This is a genomic window from Pseudomonas sp. JV245A, from assembly GCF_032424515.1.
Classification (GTDB): domain Bacteria; phylum Pseudomonadota; class Gammaproteobacteria; order Pseudomonadales; family Pseudomonadaceae; genus Aquipseudomonas; species Aquipseudomonas protegens.
The window spans coordinates 15,013-29,542 of the sequence record NZ_VYKE01000009.1 but is presented as its reverse complement, the minus strand read 5'-3'; the positions used below and the strand labels follow the sequence as shown (position 1 = coordinate 29,542).

General features: G+C 54.5%; 14 protein-coding genes and 1 tRNA gene. 9 read left to right on the top strand and 6 right to left on the bottom strand.

All coding sequences use genetic code 11. The annotated features are described in order from the left end of the window. Positions 1 to 24: 24 nt before the first annotated feature. The 4 genes from pheT to F6S12_RS04500 all read left to right on the top strand — a co-directional run bounded on the left by pheT (position 25) and on the right by F6S12_RS04500 (position 3,211). Positions 25 to 2,403 (top strand): phenylalanine--tRNA ligase subunit beta, encoded by a 2,379-nt coding sequence (pheT, locus tag F6S12_RS04515; RefSeq protein ID WP_161467172.1) that lies wholly within the window; start codon positions 25 to 27, stop codon positions 2,401 to 2,403. Between the two features lie 3 nt (positions 2,404 to 2,406). Continuing rightward, positions 2,407 to 2,709 (top strand): integration host factor subunit alpha, encoded by a 303-nt coding sequence (ihfA, locus tag F6S12_RS04510; RefSeq protein WP_002553164.1) that lies wholly within the window; start codon positions 2,407 to 2,409, stop codon positions 2,707 to 2,709. Next, entirely contained in the window at positions 2,690 to 3,046 is a 357-nt protein-coding gene (locus tag F6S12_RS04505) for a MerR family transcriptional regulator (protein ID WP_007920509.1), read from the top strand. Before ihfA ends, F6S12_RS04505 begins: the two co-directional genes overlap by 20 nt. A gap of 88 nt (positions 3,047 to 3,134) precedes the next feature. Next, positions 3,135 to 3,211 (top strand) — tRNA-Pro (locus F6S12_RS04500). A gap of 69 nt (positions 3,212 to 3,280) precedes the next feature. On the opposite strand, the gene F6S12_RS04495 is transcribed toward F6S12_RS04500, so the two are convergent. Next, positions 3,281 to 4,477 (bottom strand): tyrosine-type recombinase/integrase, encoded by a 1,197-nt coding sequence (locus F6S12_RS04495; protein ID WP_315868756.1) that lies wholly within the window; start codon positions 4,475 to 4,477, stop codon positions 3,281 to 3,283. 434 nt (positions 4,478 to 4,911) lie between these two features. Further along, a complete protein-coding gene (locus F6S12_RS04490) occupies positions 4,912 to 5,094 on the bottom strand; it encodes a hypothetical protein (protein WP_315868755.1) in 183 nt (60 codons plus the stop codon). A 185-nt stretch (positions 5,095 to 5,279) separates the two neighbouring features. Between F6S12_RS04490 and F6S12_RS04485 the strand changes: the two genes are divergently transcribed. Then, positions 5,280 to 5,852, top strand: coding sequence for a DUF6680 family protein (locus tag F6S12_RS04485; protein ID WP_315868754.1), 573 nt, complete (start codon positions 5,280 to 5,282; stop codon positions 5,850 to 5,852). A 191-nt stretch (positions 5,853 to 6,043) separates the two neighbouring features. Beyond that, entirely contained in the window at positions 6,044 to 6,949 is a 906-nt protein-coding gene (locus tag F6S12_RS04480) for a hypothetical protein (protein WP_315868753.1), read from the top strand. Positions 6,950 to 7,002: 53 nt separating this feature from the next. On the opposite strand, the gene F6S12_RS04475 is transcribed toward F6S12_RS04480, so the two are convergent. Next, a complete protein-coding gene (locus F6S12_RS04475; protein ID WP_315868762.1) occupies positions 7,003 to 8,790 on the bottom strand; it encodes a DNA cytosine methyltransferase in 1,788 nt (595 codons plus the stop codon). Between the two features lie 93 nt (positions 8,791 to 8,883). On the opposite strand from F6S12_RS04475, the gene F6S12_RS04470 reads away from it, so the two are divergent. Next, on the top strand, positions 8,884 to 9,546 hold the full coding sequence (locus tag F6S12_RS04470) for a hypothetical protein (RefSeq protein ID WP_315868752.1): 663 nt from the start codon (positions 8,884 to 8,886) through the stop codon (positions 9,544 to 9,546). Between the two features lie 176 nt (positions 9,547 to 9,722). Further along, on the top strand, positions 9,723 to 10,640 hold the full coding sequence (locus F6S12_RS04465) for a HEPN domain-containing protein (RefSeq protein ID WP_315868751.1): 918 nt from the start codon (positions 9,723 to 9,725) through the stop codon (positions 10,638 to 10,640). A gap of 88 nt (positions 10,641 to 10,728) precedes the next feature. On the opposite strand, the gene F6S12_RS04460 is transcribed toward F6S12_RS04465, so the two are convergent. Further along, complete coding sequence (locus F6S12_RS04460; RefSeq protein ID WP_315868750.1) at positions 10,729 to 10,929, bottom strand: hypothetical protein; 201 nt, start codon at positions 10,927 to 10,929, stop codon at positions 10,729 to 10,731. A gap of 467 nt (positions 10,930 to 11,396) precedes the next feature. Continuing rightward, complete coding sequence (locus F6S12_RS04455; RefSeq protein WP_315868749.1) at positions 11,397 to 12,155, bottom strand: GIY-YIG nuclease family protein; 759 nt, start codon at positions 12,153 to 12,155, stop codon at positions 11,397 to 11,399. A 140-nt stretch (positions 12,156 to 12,295) separates the two neighbouring features. Here F6S12_RS04455 and F6S12_RS04450 point away from each other — a divergent pair, with 140 nt between their 5' ends. Beyond that, positions 12,296 to 12,886 (top strand): hypothetical protein, encoded by a 591-nt coding sequence (locus F6S12_RS04450; RefSeq protein ID WP_315868748.1) that lies wholly within the window; start codon positions 12,296 to 12,298, stop codon positions 12,884 to 12,886. 402 nt (positions 12,887 to 13,288) lie between these two features. Here the strand turns inward: F6S12_RS04450 and F6S12_RS04445 are convergent. Further along, positions 13,289 to 14,424, bottom strand: a protein-coding gene (locus tag F6S12_RS04445; RefSeq protein ID WP_315868747.1) for an IS3 family transposase whose coding sequence is annotated in 2 segments (ribosomal slippage) — positions 13,289 to 14,172 and positions 14,172 to 14,424 — 1,137 coding nt in all. Because the reading frame shifts where the segments join, the coding sequence is not laid out codon by codon here. Positions 14,425 to 14,530: the final 106 nt, after the last annotated feature.

Sequence of the window (14,530 nt, the reverse complement as noted above, 5' to 3'; positions counted from 1 at the left end):
TAACGAATCTATTAGGAGAGCAGGATGAAATTCAGTGAACAATGGCTGCGCGGCTGGGTTAGCCCGCAGGTAAGTCGTGACGAGCTGGTAGCCCGTCTTTCGATGGCCGGTCTTGAGGTCGACAGCGTAACGCCGGCCGCCGGTGATTTCAGTGGCGTGGTAGTGGGCGAGGTGTTGAGCACCGAGCAGCACCCGGATGCCGACAAGCTGCGCGTTTGCCAGGTCAGCAATGGTTCGGAGACCTTCCAGGTTGTCTGCGGCGCGCCGAACGTGCGCCCGGGCCTGAAGGTCCCGTTCGCCATGATCGGTGCCCAGTTGCCGGGCGACTTCAAGATCAAGAAGGCCAAGCTGCGTGGAGTGGAATCCAACGGCATGCTGTGCTCCCAGGCTGAGCTGCAAATCGGTGAGGGCAATGACGGCCTCATGGAGTTGCCGGTCGATGCGCCGGTGGGTGAGGACGTTCGCACTTACCTGAGCCTGGACGATGCCAGCATCGAGGTCGACCTGACCCCTAACCGCGGGGACTGCCTGTCCCTGGCCGGCATGGCCCGTGAAGTGGGTGCCTTGTACGCGGCCAAGGTGCAGCGTCCGGAAGTGCCGGCGATTCCTGCGGCGCATGACGAGGTGCGTCCAGTGGAAGTGCTGGCTCCGGCTGCCTGCCCACGTTACCTGGGGCGTGTCGTCCGCAATGTCGACCTGTCCAAGCCTACTCCGCTGTGGATGGTCGAGCGCCTGCGTCGCGCCGATGTGCGCAGTATCGATGCTGCAGTGGACATCACTAACTACGTGATGCTCGAACTGGGCCAGCCGCTGCATGCCTTCGATCTCGCCGAGATCAATGGCGGCATCCGTGTACGAATGGCTGAAGAGGGCGAGAAGCTGGTATTGCTCGACGGTCAGGAAGTGACCCTGCGCAGCGATACCCTGGTGATTGCCGACCATACCCGAGCCCTGGCGATTGCCGGCGTGATGGGGGGGGAGCACAGTGGCGTCGCCGCCAATACCCGTGACGTATTTCTGGAAAGTGCCTTCTTCGACCAGATCGCGGTTGCTGGCAAGGCACGCTCCTATGGCCTGCATACCGATGCTTCCCATCGCTATGAGCGTGGTGTGGACTGGCAGCTTGCTCGCGAAGCCATGGAGCGGGCTACTGGCTTGCTGCTGGAAATCACGGGCGGCGACGCGGGGCCGATCATTGAAACGCTCAGCGAGCAGCATCTGCCATCCGTTGCGCCTGTCACCTTGCGCGCTGAACGCATCACTCAGATGCTGGGCATGGAAATCGACGGCCTTGAGGTAGAGCGTTTGCTCACCGCCCTGGGCCTGACTGTAACTGCCGATGGGGCAGGGCAGTGGCGTGTTGAGGTGCCGAGCCATCGCTTCGATATCAGTCTTGAGGTTGACCTGATCGAAGAACTGGCACGTCTTTATGGTTACAACCGTCTTCCGGTTCGCTATCCGCAGGCTCGTCTGGCGCCTCAAGCCAAGGCCGAGGCCGAGGGTGACCTGCCTGCTTTGCGTCGTTTGCTGGTTGCTCGTGGTTATCAGGAAGCGATCACCTACAGCTTCATCGATCCGAAGCTGTTCGAACTGTTCAACCCAGGCGTCGAACCGCTGTTGCTGGCCAATCCGATTTCGGCCGACATGGCAGCCATGCGTTCCTCTCTGTGGCCGGGCCTGGTCAAGGCGCTTCAGCACAACCTGAACCGTCAGCAGGACCGTGTCCGCATGTTTGAAAGCGGCCTGCGTTTTGTTGGTCAGCTGGAAGGTTTGAAGCAGCAGCCGATGCTGGCAGGTGTTGTATGTGGCAGCCGCTTGCCTGAAGGCTGGGCGCAAGGTCGCGATGGCGTGGACTTCTTCGACGTCAAGGCGGATGTCGAAGCGGTACTGGGTTTTGCCGGTGCTCTTGATGCATTCACCTTTGTGCCGGGCAAGCATCCAGCGCTTCATCCTGGTCAGACGGCTCGCATCGAGCGTGACGGTCGTGAAGTCGGTTTCCTGGGGGCCATTCACCCAGAGCTGGCGAAGAATCTCGGTCTGGACCGCCCTGTCTATGTGTTTGAACTGGTCCTGAGTGAAGTGGCTCAAGGGCGTTTGCCGAAATTCCATGAGCTGTCGCGCTTCCCGGAAGTGCGTCGCGACCTGGCATTGCTGGCGGATCGTGACGTGGCGGCCAGCGCCGTTCTGGACGTAATCCGTGAAAATGCAGGTGAGTGGCTGACAGACCTCAGGCTGTTTGACGTCTATCAGGGTAAAGGCATTGATCCTCATAGAAAAAGCCTTGCCGTCGGCTTGACCTGGCAGCATCCATCGCGCACTCTTAACGACGATGAGGTGAACTCTACGACGCAAAATATCCTCACCTCGCTCGAACAAAGGTTGAACGCCACGTTAAGGAAGTGACGTATGGGGGCTCTGACGAAAGCTGAAATGGCCGAACGTCTCTACGAAGAGCTAGGCCTGAATAAACGCGAGGCCAAGGAATTGGTCGAGCTATTCTTTGAAGAAATCAGGCACGCTCTCGAAGATAACGAACAGGTCAAATTGTCCGGTTTCGGTAACTTCGACCTTCGGGATAAACGCCAGCGTCCTGGCCGCAACCCGAAAACGGGTGAAGAAATCCCGATCACGGCGCGCCGTGTGGTCACCTTTCGTCCAGGGCAGAAGTTGAAGGCCCGAGTTGAGGCTTATGCTGGAACCAAGTCATAACGACGAGCTCCCGGTCATTCCGGGCAAGCGCTACTTCACCATTGGTGAAGTCAGTGAGCTCTGTGCGGTCAAGCCGCATGTGCTGCGTTATTGGGAGCAGGAGTTTCCTCAACTCAACCCCGTCAAGCGCCGCGGAAATCGCCGGTATTATCAGCGCCAGGATGTGCTGATGATCCGGCAGATCCGCGCGTTGCTTTATGACCAGGGGTTCACCATCGGCGGGGCGCGCCTGCGTCTTTCCGGTGATGAGGCCAAAGACGATACGACCCAGTACAAGCAACTGATCCGTCAGATGATCTCTGAGCTGGAAGATGTGCTTGTGGTGCTAAAAAAGTAATTCTCTGTTTTAAATACTTCCACTTTTCAAAAGCTTGCGGTATATTCCTCACCGTTTCCTGAGAAGTGAAACAGGTTTCACGCCTAGTCGGGGCGTAGCGCAGTCCGGTAGCGCACTAGCATGGGGTGCTAGGGGTCGAGTGTTCGAATCACTCCGTCCCGACCATATTTTTCAATGACTTAGCCCAATCTTCACAGGTTGGGCTTTTTCATGCCCAGGGACTTTTGCGGGGGTTCAACCCGTTTTCCTCCTCAAGATGGTCAGTGCCGGCCCTCGCGAATCGGTCGCTGATACTTTGTTCGCTGCCTCAATCAGATGCTGCAGCTCCGGGGTAGAATAGTGGCTCGTAATGCTGCCGTTCTTATGTCCCAACAATGCCTTCCGATCTTCTTCTGTCACGCTTGCTGCACGTAGCCTTCTGCCAAAGGTGTGCTTTAAGTCGTGAATCCTGATCGATCTGAACCCGGGGTGCGCGGGTGTCCGGTGGTCCTTCTCCCACTTGTCTGCTGCGCGCACTCTGGCCTTCTTCCATGCTGAATCATTCATCCGATGCATGGCCGTTGGCCCGAATTGATCTGGCTGTCCATAGGGGAACACCAGCTCCCGGTGTAGGCCGCGCTGACCATCAATGATGGACATCGCTACTTTGTTCAGAATCACCAGGCGTTCATCGCCGTTCTTCACTCCAGCCTTGGCACCTCGTCCGCCAAAACCGGCCGGTATCAGAAACACACTGGTACTGAGCTCAGGCACCCGTATCTCCCAATCCCACCGCAACTTACAAACCTCCTGTTCCCGGCATCCGGTATTGACCTTGTAGAGGGCCATCCTCAACAGGTGGTCCGGCAGTTCGGCAAACAGCATGGATTGCTCTTCCCAGGACAGCGGGTAAGGTTTCCGGCTGGACTTCTTTTCCTCCATCATCGATATCATCGGCACGTTATCAAGCCACGGCCGCTTTTCTGCATCCCGCCACTTGCGATGGCAAAGGTTCAAGATTCTGACGACTCGTTGCAGGGCGATGTTCACCGTCCTGTTCGATACGCCCGGCTTAACCTTTCCCTGCGCCGTCTTGGTCGGCTTCTGGCGGTCACGCACAAACGGCGCCAGGGTTCCGTCATCGATGTGCGTGATCGGCAGATCGCCGATATACGGGTCAAGCTGTTCAAGATGCGAGGCGGATAGCCCGATTGATGGCTGGTCCTTGAACTCCACCAGAAAGCGGGTGGCGGCTTCACGCCATGTTCTAACCTGCCGTACGCCGTAAACCTTTTCCTGCCGAAGCTTCTCCAGCCGGTGGATCAGGTACTGCTCTGCTTCCTCCCTTTCGCTTGCTCCAGTGCTTTCCTGAAGTCGGCTACCTCTGACGACTTTGTCGATGTGCCAAATCCCGTTCCTCTGGTAGAGGCCTGAGATCGTTTTTCGCGCCATGTCTTAACTCCTTGGCGCCCACTGCGGGGCGGATTGTTGTCCTCATTGCTCGCTTTTTCAATTGCGACCGACTGGATGTAGGCATCTGCCCAGGCGTCGAGCTCGTTGCGGTCGAATGCAACACCCTGTTTTCCAATGCGGATTTCAGTCAGGTGCGGCCTGACGGTGTTCTTGAATTCTTCTCTGCACATACCGAGGTATGCGGGAGCCTTCATTGCTCTGATGAAGCGGGGCGCAAGCTCTACGGCCTGCGCTGCCTTTGTATTGGCCATAGGAATTCCTCGCCCGCCATCGCCGGCAGGCTTTCCGATTGTTGAGGGTGTTGTTTCAGATGGTGCTGATCGCCGCCGGCGTTGCGCCTGGCTATGGTTTGCAGCGTTCGCCCGGTCTAGGCCTTTCCATCCAAGTCCTGGCCACCGGGCCGGGCGGACTCTTCACTTCTTGTAGCCGTTGCTGATACGGTTCGCGATCCCTTCCAGGCGCTCAGCCATTCGCCACATGTCGTTGTGGTCGCGGCGTAAAGCCACTGCCGAACTCTGCACGTTCAGGCCTACCAAGATCCAGCCGCCAGCCAGATCAGCCACAACTCGGCTTTCTGCTGGGAGAGTCTTTTTCATTTCGTTGCTCCTGTGTAGATGTTCCAGGTGAAGTAGATCTGAGCGGGAAGGGTCATAGCTGTACCCTTGTTGAGGGATTGGAGCGAAAGCTATGTTTCTATCTAGCCAACTAACCAAAATCTTGCCTGGCTGAAAAAGATCTCCATGCTAGGATCTTAGGAAAAATACTTAATATGGAGATTGCTATGTCGTTGCTGGACTTGAGTACAACTGATTGGTGCATAGTTTCTGCAACGCTGCTTGGTCCGATACTCGCCGTGCAAGCCCAGAAGTGGGTGGAGCGGTCTAAAGAGGGAAGGGCAAGAAAACTTCATGTTTTTCATGCTCTTATGGCGACGCGAGGAGCACGCCTTCACGCTGATCATGTTCGAGCTTTGAACATGATTGACCTAACGTTTTACGGGTCAATTGCTTTAGGACGGTCTTGGAGGCAAAAAAAGGATCAGGATGTACTGAATGCTTGGAAGGAGTATCACGACCACTTATGTACTCCCCTGGATGAGACTTCAAATATTGATGTGTTAATGGCGCGACGAGATGAGTTATTCGTAAATCTTCTTTTTGTTATGGGCCAAGCAATTGGCTATCAGTTTGATCGCGTACAACTGAAGAAAAGCTGGTACTCCCCTATGGCTCACAACCAGTATGAAACTCGCATTGATAATTTGGTCACCGCCGCAACCGACGTATTTGAAGGCAGGAAGCCCATAGTTGTTGCACCCGGTAGTGCAGATATCCCCGAATCACAGAACGCGTAGATGACCAAATCAGGCGGCGGTGGGTTGGTCAGGATCGGCGGGAGCAGCTCAGGCACTGGCTTTTCGCGGGGACGGTCAAGCGCCGGCTTTGCTGTTGGGTTCATGGTGTTACCTCGCCGGGCTGGCGTGACAGTGGGTTATGGGATACTTGTTGCGAGTCCGGCGTTTCGCCTTAACAAGGGGAAGTTGCTATGGCATTAGACGTTCAGCGCGCAGTAGCCAACGCGAAGCTTCATTTTGATTCGATGACCGATGACGAAAAAGCTCGGTGGAATCAAGGGCAACATGATGAGCATCAGAGACAACATGCAGAGTTCAGGGCAGGCTACCATGCTCAAACATGCTATCTATGTGGCCGAGATATCAAGACGATCAGCAAAGAGGAACCATGTCTTCACTGGCTGCTTCGCCGGGGAAAATTTAAAAATAAAGATATAAGGCTGATAGCTAGTAAATACGGTTATTTCCAAATAGCCGCTTATTTAAGATGGTGCGCCAACGAAGAAAAGTTTATGGCGAATGTCAATGATCTTGTTGAGGAAGCGCCTGCCGGTAAAATCCTAAGCTCCACCATCAAGTGGAAAAATATCGAATGGTCGTTCGATTGCTCACCAAACGACTTAGCCGGTCACGCAGGGAGTCACTCTGACTATCCTCATTATCATTTTCAAATGCGGATAGATGGCCGTCAGTTCATAAATTTCAATGATTTTCATCTGCCATTTAGTCGAAAAGATCTATTTGGTCTTGAGTGTATGAGCGTTCCGGGAATGCACTCTGGGTTTGGTGCTCATGGAGCGGGAATGCAAGATGCAATTAATATAGAGCCTGAAGATATAGTTAACGCTACCCTTCGTACGGAAGAGGAGGGGAGTTCAGCATTTCATATGTCCACCGTCGCATTTTCTGCTGACAAACCTATGAGGGGAGAGGATATATATAACTTGATGCAAGAGAGTAAAGCCACCGGGAGAAGCATGGCTTCACTCCTGCATGAGTTTTATAGCGAGAGTGATGTTTCTATTCAAACGACAATTTCGCCTTCCGATGCAGTTCCGGTAATTACATCACGGACAGAGCACAGCAAAAAATCTTAAGCGCGATTCTGTACTCGTTGTTCGGTCCGTCGCATCGGGGCAAGAAGCGCTTTTTACGGTTGGGATATGGAAACGCTCAGCGCCACCGCCACGGGTTGTACCCAGATCGGCATGCTGCTGAGCATGAAGGTTTCGCCGGCTTCTGCCAGGAGTAGGGTGGTGCCCATTACCTGGGCGATTGCCTCGGCCGCGGCCGGGGGGACTGCGTTGCCGATCCGTTCCCGCCAGGCCTGGTCGCTCAGGCCGTCCAGCTCAAGCCATTCCTCGGGCTCGACCAGACTCTGCAGGGCGGCCAGCTCCAGGGTGGTGAAGGGGCGGTGCCAGGTGCCGTCGAGGCTTTCGATTACGCAGGTGAGCTTTTCACTGGGCTCTGGCATACGCGGATCTGCGACGGACCAGCGACCGTTATCCTGGCGTGCACTCGCCGAAACAGCTCCGGCCTGGCCGTTCCAGTCGACAACCCCGTAATGGCCGCCGGTCAGGTAGGCGTCTCCCTTCACCCGCTTCATGCCGGGCATTGGGTCTTGAACAGCAAATGCCCCCTGTCCGGTGGTGCTGCCGGCAATCACAGTACCCGCTGCTTGGTCCCATGGCGTCACTAGGTATTTGCCGAAGCCTTCACCCGGGCGCCGAGGGTCTGCAATGCACTGGCCGCCGGCACTGGGTGACTGGCCACCGGTGACAGTGCCGGCGGGACCTTCCATCTTGCAGACGCGGTACACGTTGTTGTGCCGAACACTTGCAGGTCTAGGGTCGGCAACGCTGAACGTCCCTTGCCCGGGTGACTTGACGCCAATCACCGCACCGCTGGTTTCATCCCAGCGCCGCACGCCGTACTGCTGGTATTGCAGCGCGCCATCCCTGGCCCGTGGGTCTGCCACGGAGAACGCGCCATTGGTTGGGCTGCTCCGGCCGGCGACAACGCCCATTGAGTCGTCCCACCGGTTGACCCCCAGATAGCCGCCGTAAGCCTCGGGCACTATCACGAAGTCGCGCAGATACCCATCCTCGATTGCCAGGTCGTTCAGGCTGCGCCAGTCCTTGCCGGCCTGGACCAGCGCCAGGCGCACCCAGGTTTTCCAGTGCAGTGACGGCACGCGGTGCATGGGCCCCGCGGCCTCGATATCTCCGGCCATCGGCATGCGGCCAAGGATCGAACCCACTGACTTGAGCGTCTTTTTCTCAGGCTCGTACAGGAACGGCGGCACCTTTTCGATGTGACGGGCCACCAGCAGGAACCGCTTGCGGCTCTGGGCCAGGCCGCCGATGACGCCGCAGTCGTGTGTGGTTTCAGCTAAGGCATAGCCGTAGTGGCTCAGCAGCTTGTTGATCTGGTCCAGCAGGTGCCGGCCGCGAGTGGCGAGCCGTGGTACGTTTTCGAAGACGATCAGCGGCACCGGATCATCTGGCCAGGCCTCGCCCATCAGCCAGATGCAACGCAGCGTCAACTCGTTCAGGGCCTGGTATTTGGGTGTGAGGCTCATCTTCTCAGACAGCAGGCCCGAGGCGCCTTTGCAGGGGCTGGAAATGAATATCGCATCGGGTCGCTGATACCCGGCTGCCCGGCGAATGTCCTCTGCCGTTGCCTCGCGCCACCCTGGTGGTGGCTCCTTTCCGTGGAAGCGAACGTATTGATCGCGGGTGAACAGGTCCAGCAGGGTGCCCGGGACGCCGGCGAGGCGTTCGAAGTCGCGCAAACCCACCGGGTCAACGTCGACGCCCCCGATGCATTGCCAGGTGCCCAGCATGTTGCCGACTACGGACCTGGCCCGGTTGAAACCCTTGGCGCCGCCGCCGAGGCCGCAGCAGAAGTGGAAGTGTTTAAAAACTCGCTTGAGCATCATGCGGCGATTTCCTTTTCGGAGATTGTTAAAAGCTCGCAACTAAAGGGTCGATTCATTAATATCTCAACATTATTCGAAGGAGCGATCTGTATGAAGTTAAAATCGGAAGTGATTGGCGGGGGCGTTACGGCAATCTATTTAGTCGGTGTCGCGTTTCTTGTTTATTTAAAAAGGGACTCTTTACATACGTTAGAGCTGAATGCGATTGGTGATTTTCTTGCAGGTGTATTCGGCCCTGTTGCTTTTTTATGGCTGGTGCTTGGTTACATGCAGCAGGGGCGGGAGTTGAAGCTAAGTTCTGAGGCGCTTCAGTTGCAGGCTATGGAGTTAAAGAACTCAGTAGATCAGCAAGTAAAGATGGTTGAAACGCAGCATCTTTCACTTGAGAATCATGAGCGGTCACTTGAGCCGATACTGAGCCTTAAGTGGGATGGTCTTGTAACGGATGAATCTGATGGGTGTGATTATGATTCATTCTCCCTGAATAATAACGGCGGGTACTGCGAAGATGTCCATGTTAACGAGATAGTTTCAGTTGGCAATAAAAATCTTGCAAATTTTGACCAGGTAGAAAGAGGTTCGAGTAAAGGTTTCTTAATTTTGCAGGATGACGAAATTAATGTCGCGCTAGAGATTAATTACAAAAAAATTAGTGGTAAGAAGAATAGTCAGTTTTTTGAGCTTCGCAAAGTATTTAGTGATGGAGACTATGCTTTCATTATTAAGAGGCGACCTTTTCAGGGTGAGGCGTAACCTTGTCGCGGGCACGGTCAAGCGACCGCTGTGCTGTTGGGTTCATGGTTTACTCTTCGATTTATTATCGATTGTGTGAATGTGGTATAGAACGTTAGACTTTCGGAGTTACTTAATTTAAATAGGGGGTGGGAGTGAGGGGCGTTGAGCTAGTTACTACTCTAAGATGGCTATCAGTGGATGCGCCATCAGGCATATACAAAATAATGCCAACTGTAAGCATAGTGGTGGGGCGCGAAAATATAGAGCGGTACTTGCCTTCCGACTTTGATCGGTTTGCTGGGCTCATTGAGTCGACCTATTTTAGATCTGCGAATCACCTTGTTGTTTGCGAGGTTGAGGATTTAGATGCTTGGGATGGCTACCAGAGTGCTGATGAAATCCTTCATGTATGGTTGTTGTATGTGGAGTGGATACTACAAGATTCATGGCTAATTAAAGATAACTGTTTTATCTGTGAGATTGCATACTGCCGCTTCGAACGGTTGGGTAAGGTTAATTGGGCAAACAATAACCTATATGCTCAGGCATCAACCACTCAAGGGTTTAGGAATGCGATGGTGACGTTTGATCGTTCTGAGCTTGAGTTATGGGCGGATAAAAGCATTTTGTTACGAACCAGACTTCATGAAACTGGATATCGAATTACCACGTCGGTAATAGATAAAGTAACTACTAGGTTTGCAAGGTTTCTGAACTTCGTTAATATATCCCGATGCGCCTCTTCTCCCGCGATGAAGATTGCGCAGATGTGCAGCGCGTTAGAAAGTCTTTTTTCTACTACGACCACTGAGCTTACCCATCGACTGTCCGAGCGTGTTTCCTTCTTTGTTGGAGGCACTCCAGAGGAAATGGAGTCTAATTATCAGTTTATGAAGAAGGTTTATTCTGTCCGTTCGCAAGTTACCCACGGTGCTCCAGTGAGTAAGTCATTAGCTGGAGAAATTTCATCGCTTAGTGAAAGGATGTTGGAACTTCAAAGGCTAATTACCTTCAAAATTCTTGAGGATGAAACGGCAGGTGTGGTAGTTGGCGGAAAAGATGAAAATATTGAATCATACTTTCGAAAGTGCCTGTTTTTCGGAGTTCACTAACTAAAATCCGAGGCCCGGCTCATAACAATTTTTACTTCTGGCAAAAGAAAGGCGCCCGTAGGCGCCGTGTGGTGTGCGTGGGAGGCAGTCAGCTGGCTTTCTGCAACTGCTGGTCACTGCCGGCAATACCGTTCTCGATCCAGACCGCGTTGATTTCTGGCGGCAGCTTGGCGGGCTTCTCTTTCAAGGTGCCGCAGACAATGGCGCTATCGAGGGTGCCGACCTTGTTGGCCGCCATCAGCAGGTGGAACAGCTGACCGCGGGCTGTCAGGGGTGGAGGGTCCAGCACGTCGAAGCGGTCGAGGACTAGGTTGGTACACGTATTCGCAGTTGTAGTTGCTCATGGCTTTCTCTGTTTGTGAGCCGCCCTCGTTGGGGTGGCGCACGTCAAGAAGTGTGGACTACGCTACTTTGGCCAAATAGGCATATGGACTACTTCAGGGGAAATCATGGACGTGTTGAGAGCAGAGTTTGCGAGGGCAATCGAAGAGGCCATCCAGGAGTGCCATAGGATCAAGTACAACCCGATCATATGGGAAAGGATGAACAGACAGCACGGGCCAGTCGAAGCGGCCATCAAGCTTGTAACCTCAGGCGATTTTCAGACTGGTCTCAAGCGATTGCTTGCAGAGAATCGACCCGAACTGACGGTTGAGTCACACGTGCTGCAGTCAAGATTCTCGGCCCTATTTGATAACCGATTGAAAGAGCTTGCCCAGTGGCGCCTGGACAACGCACTTCGGTAGCGCTGGATGGTCAGGCCAAGTCTGCGAGAGGCAGCGTAACCTGGGTTTGATCGACCGCTCCGGCAGGGCGAATGGTGTTGAATCCTGCCTCTACCGCCGACAGGGCCTCGATCCAATGGCTTTCGCGCTGAGTGATGTAGGCCGCTCGGTTGGTGCAGTCTGCCGGGTAGACGATCACCTCGATCACGGAGAACTCCCAGTCGGTTATATCGGATCCGCCGAGCGCTGCGTGGAACTTGCAGCTGGTTGGGTTGCTCAGGTGCTGCCACCAGCGCAGAGTGAACGGCTGAGTGGTCTGGCCGACGTAGGCTCGTCCGGTGGACTTCTGTCGGACCTGGTAGATCACCGCTGGCGCCCGGCCTTCGTTGACCAGGCGGAACCCCTGAACATCTCGAAACCGCGCCGCCTGCTTGCAGGCTTCCGTGCAGTAGTCATGGCTGGTGGTTTCGGTGTTTGGGTCGTTGTACTTGTCGATCAGCTTGAACACCGTGCCGCACTCCTTGCAGGCGGTGTCCTCAAAGCGGCGCAGCAGGTAGGTGTCGTGCTCGTGCAGTTCCTGGATGTGCAAGAGGTAGGCGTGATCGGTCATGTCTGTGCGCAACACCCTCTGCGGGAACTGGCGCTCGTACAGCTCCTCGATCTGCGCCTTTGCCAGCTTGCGGTTATCGGCCTCCGCCATGCCGCTGAACACCGGCGGCCAGGCCCATTCTGCTTCGCGGTTTGGTCCGGCCGGCTGGCGTCCCTTGATCTGGTAGTAGAACTTCGCCATGGCTTTCTCCATGCATGCGCCGCCCTCCGTGGCCGGATGCGGCATGGTGGCTATTTGATGTTAGAATCCGAGGCTGACAAAGCTGCAATTTATGTATTTGCAGATGACTTATTTGAAATCAACATAGGCTGATAATATTCATGGCACCTAATAATGCTGAGGCTTACGTCCGGTCAAAAGCGAGGGAGAGGAAGAAGCAAGCTCGTGAAATGATTTTCGCTGGGCTTGTGGCAATACTTTCGGCCATTACCGCTGCCCTTTCATTCTCTGGTTTCCTTGATACAAAAAACAAAGCCACAGATGCAGTTGAGGTCGTGGTTTCAAGTTTCGGTAAACAGTATGCATCTGCAGATAGTCTAAATGGATTAAAGGCTCAGTTAGATGCCTTAAATAGTGAGATTAAATCTCTGCAGCAAGTTAAATTCCCAAGTCAACCTGAGGTGGATCTAGCTCCTATAGAGGCTAGGTTATCCGCATTGTCGAAGCGCCTGTCGGATCTTGAGACCGCTATCACTTCTGACCCCGTTAAAGCCCTTACATTGCCGCTTATGAAGCGAGACTATGAAAATCTTTCTAAGGCTGTTCTTCAAGACAAAGTTTCTATGAGGGAGGATTTGAATCGAATATGGCAATTTATTTTTCTATGTCTCGGTGGGCTAGGATCTATAGGTGTCGGTTTATCGGTGTGGTGGGTGAAGAGCGTCAGCAAACAATCCGATAAGCCTGCTTAAGTTAGACTGATACTCTGTTGGCGCTGGCGGTGATACATTTCATGCTGCTTTCTGCTGACTCCAGAAGCTGGCAGCGGCAAAGATCTTAGCGGCCTCTACTTCGTCAAGCGTTGTGTCGGTAGGGATGGCGATTCATTCTTGGTGGCGTTGTTTGTCGTTCATGGTTTTCTGCATGCATGCGCCGTCCTCCGTGGCCGGATTCGGTGGCGTGAAGTTGGTTTGTGGTCTATTGATTCATGGGCCGGAATGAAGCCGGATTACGGAGCGAATCGAGTGAACGAGCAAAAATTTACTGTTGGTGATCTGCAGCGCCAATTGCGCAATCTGGACCCAGAGGATGAGCTGCAATTTGACGGCGGCGTCACTTTGGACTACCCCCATTCCAATAGACATTTCCCAGCCTCATAACGAGGCGCTTTCAAAGGCCTCGGGGCTGACGCCACCCAAGTGGCTATGGCGACGGGTTCGGTTGTAGAAAACCTCGATGTAGTCGAATAAGTCGGCCCGGGCCAAGTCTCGGGTTTTGTAGATGCGTTTGCGGATGCGCTCTTTCTTCAAGCTGCTGAAAAAGGACTCGGCTACCGCATTGTCCCAGCAATTTCCACGTCGGCTCATGCTGGGCTCCAGGTTGTTGGCAGCGCAGAAACGCTTCCAGTCATCGCTACCGTATTGGCTGCCCTGATCGGAATGTACGATGACGCGCGTTTTCGGTTTTCGCCGCCAAAGCGCCATAAGCAAGGCGTCCAAGGCAAGTTCGCGAGCCAGCGTTGGCTTCATAGACCAGCCAACCACCTTGCGCGCATACAGATCCACTACCACTGCCAAGTACAGCCAGCCTTGCCAGGTTCGAATGTAGGTAATGTCGGTCACCCACGCCTTATTGGGGGCGTCGACGGTGAACTCCCGATTGAGATGGTTGGGAGCGATGATTGAAGGCCGCCCGGTGATCGGCCGGGGGGCCTTGTAGCCACGCAGTGCCTTGATCTTGTGCGTGCGCATCAAACGGGCAACACGGTGCTTACCGCAGGTTTCGCCCGCTTCCCGAAGATCGCCAAAGACACGTCGTGCGCCATAAACACCGCGACTTGCCGCGTAGGAACTGCGAATCAACTGGAGCAGTCGGTGATTGTCCTGATCGCGGTCGGAAACGGGCTTGTGCAGCCATTGATAGAACCCAGCACGAGCAATCCGCAGTACTTTGCACATTGTGGTAATTGCGTGCTGATGGCGATGCTCGTTCATGAAGCGGTACTTCACTCGGGCTCCCTGGCAAAGTACCGCGCGGCTTTTTTTAAAATATCCCGCTCCTCTTCAAGGCGACGCATCTGGGCCCGCAGTCGCAAGATTTCGCTCTTGGCTTCCAGTAGTTCGCTGGCTTGCTTCTCCGACTTGTCGGGAGTGACGGCCTTTACCCATTTGTAGAGGCTGTGAGTAGAGACGCCGAGGCGTGCGGCAATTTCTGCCACTGAGTATCCGCGTTCGATGACCTGCCTGACGGCTTCGGCCTTGAATTCCGGGGTGAATCGCTGGGTGCTCATAGACTTCCTCCTATGCTCAAAGCGTAAGCCGGGGATGTCTATCGTACCGGGGGCAGTCCAAATGAGCTTGCAAGGTGTCTAGAGAATCCGGGGCGATTCAAGGCCT

Coding starts and splice junctions, on each gene's coding strand:
- F6S12_RS04490 (WP_315868755.1), bottom strand. CDS start 5,094: ATGAAAAAGACTCTCCCAGCAGAAAGCCGAGTTGTGGCTGATCTGGCT.
- F6S12_RS04455 (WP_315868749.1), bottom strand. CDS start 12,155: ATGGCGAAGTTCTACTACCAGATCAAGGGACGCCAGCCGGCCGGACCA.
- F6S12_RS04480 (WP_315868753.1), top strand. CDS start 6,044: ATGGCATTAGACGTTCAGCGCGCAGTAGCCAACGCGAAGCTTCATTTT.
- pheT (WP_161467172.1), top strand. CDS start 25: ATGAAATTCAGTGAACAATGGCTGCGCGGCTGGGTTAGCCCGCAGGTA.
- F6S12_RS04450 (WP_315868748.1), top strand. CDS start 12,296: ATGGCACCTAATAATGCTGAGGCTTACGTCCGGTCAAAAGCGAGGGAG.
- F6S12_RS04495 (WP_315868756.1), bottom strand. CDS start 4,477: ATGGCGCGAAAAACGATCTCAGGCCTCTACCAGAGGAACGGGATTTGG.
- F6S12_RS04485 (WP_315868754.1), top strand. CDS start 5,280: ATGTCGTTGCTGGACTTGAGTACAACTGATTGGTGCATAGTTTCTGCA.
- F6S12_RS04505 (WP_007920509.1), top strand. CDS start 2,690: ATGCTGGAACCAAGTCATAACGACGAGCTCCCGGTCATTCCGGGCAAG.
- F6S12_RS04470 (WP_315868752.1), top strand. CDS start 8,884: ATGAAGTTAAAATCGGAAGTGATTGGCGGGGGCGTTACGGCAATCTAT.
- ihfA (WP_002553164.1), top strand. CDS start 2,407: ATGGGGGCTCTGACGAAAGCTGAAATGGCCGAACGTCTCTACGAAGAG.
- F6S12_RS04475 (WP_315868762.1), bottom strand. CDS start 8,790: ATGCTCAAGCGAGTTTTTAAACACTTCCACTTCTGCTGCGGCCTCGGC.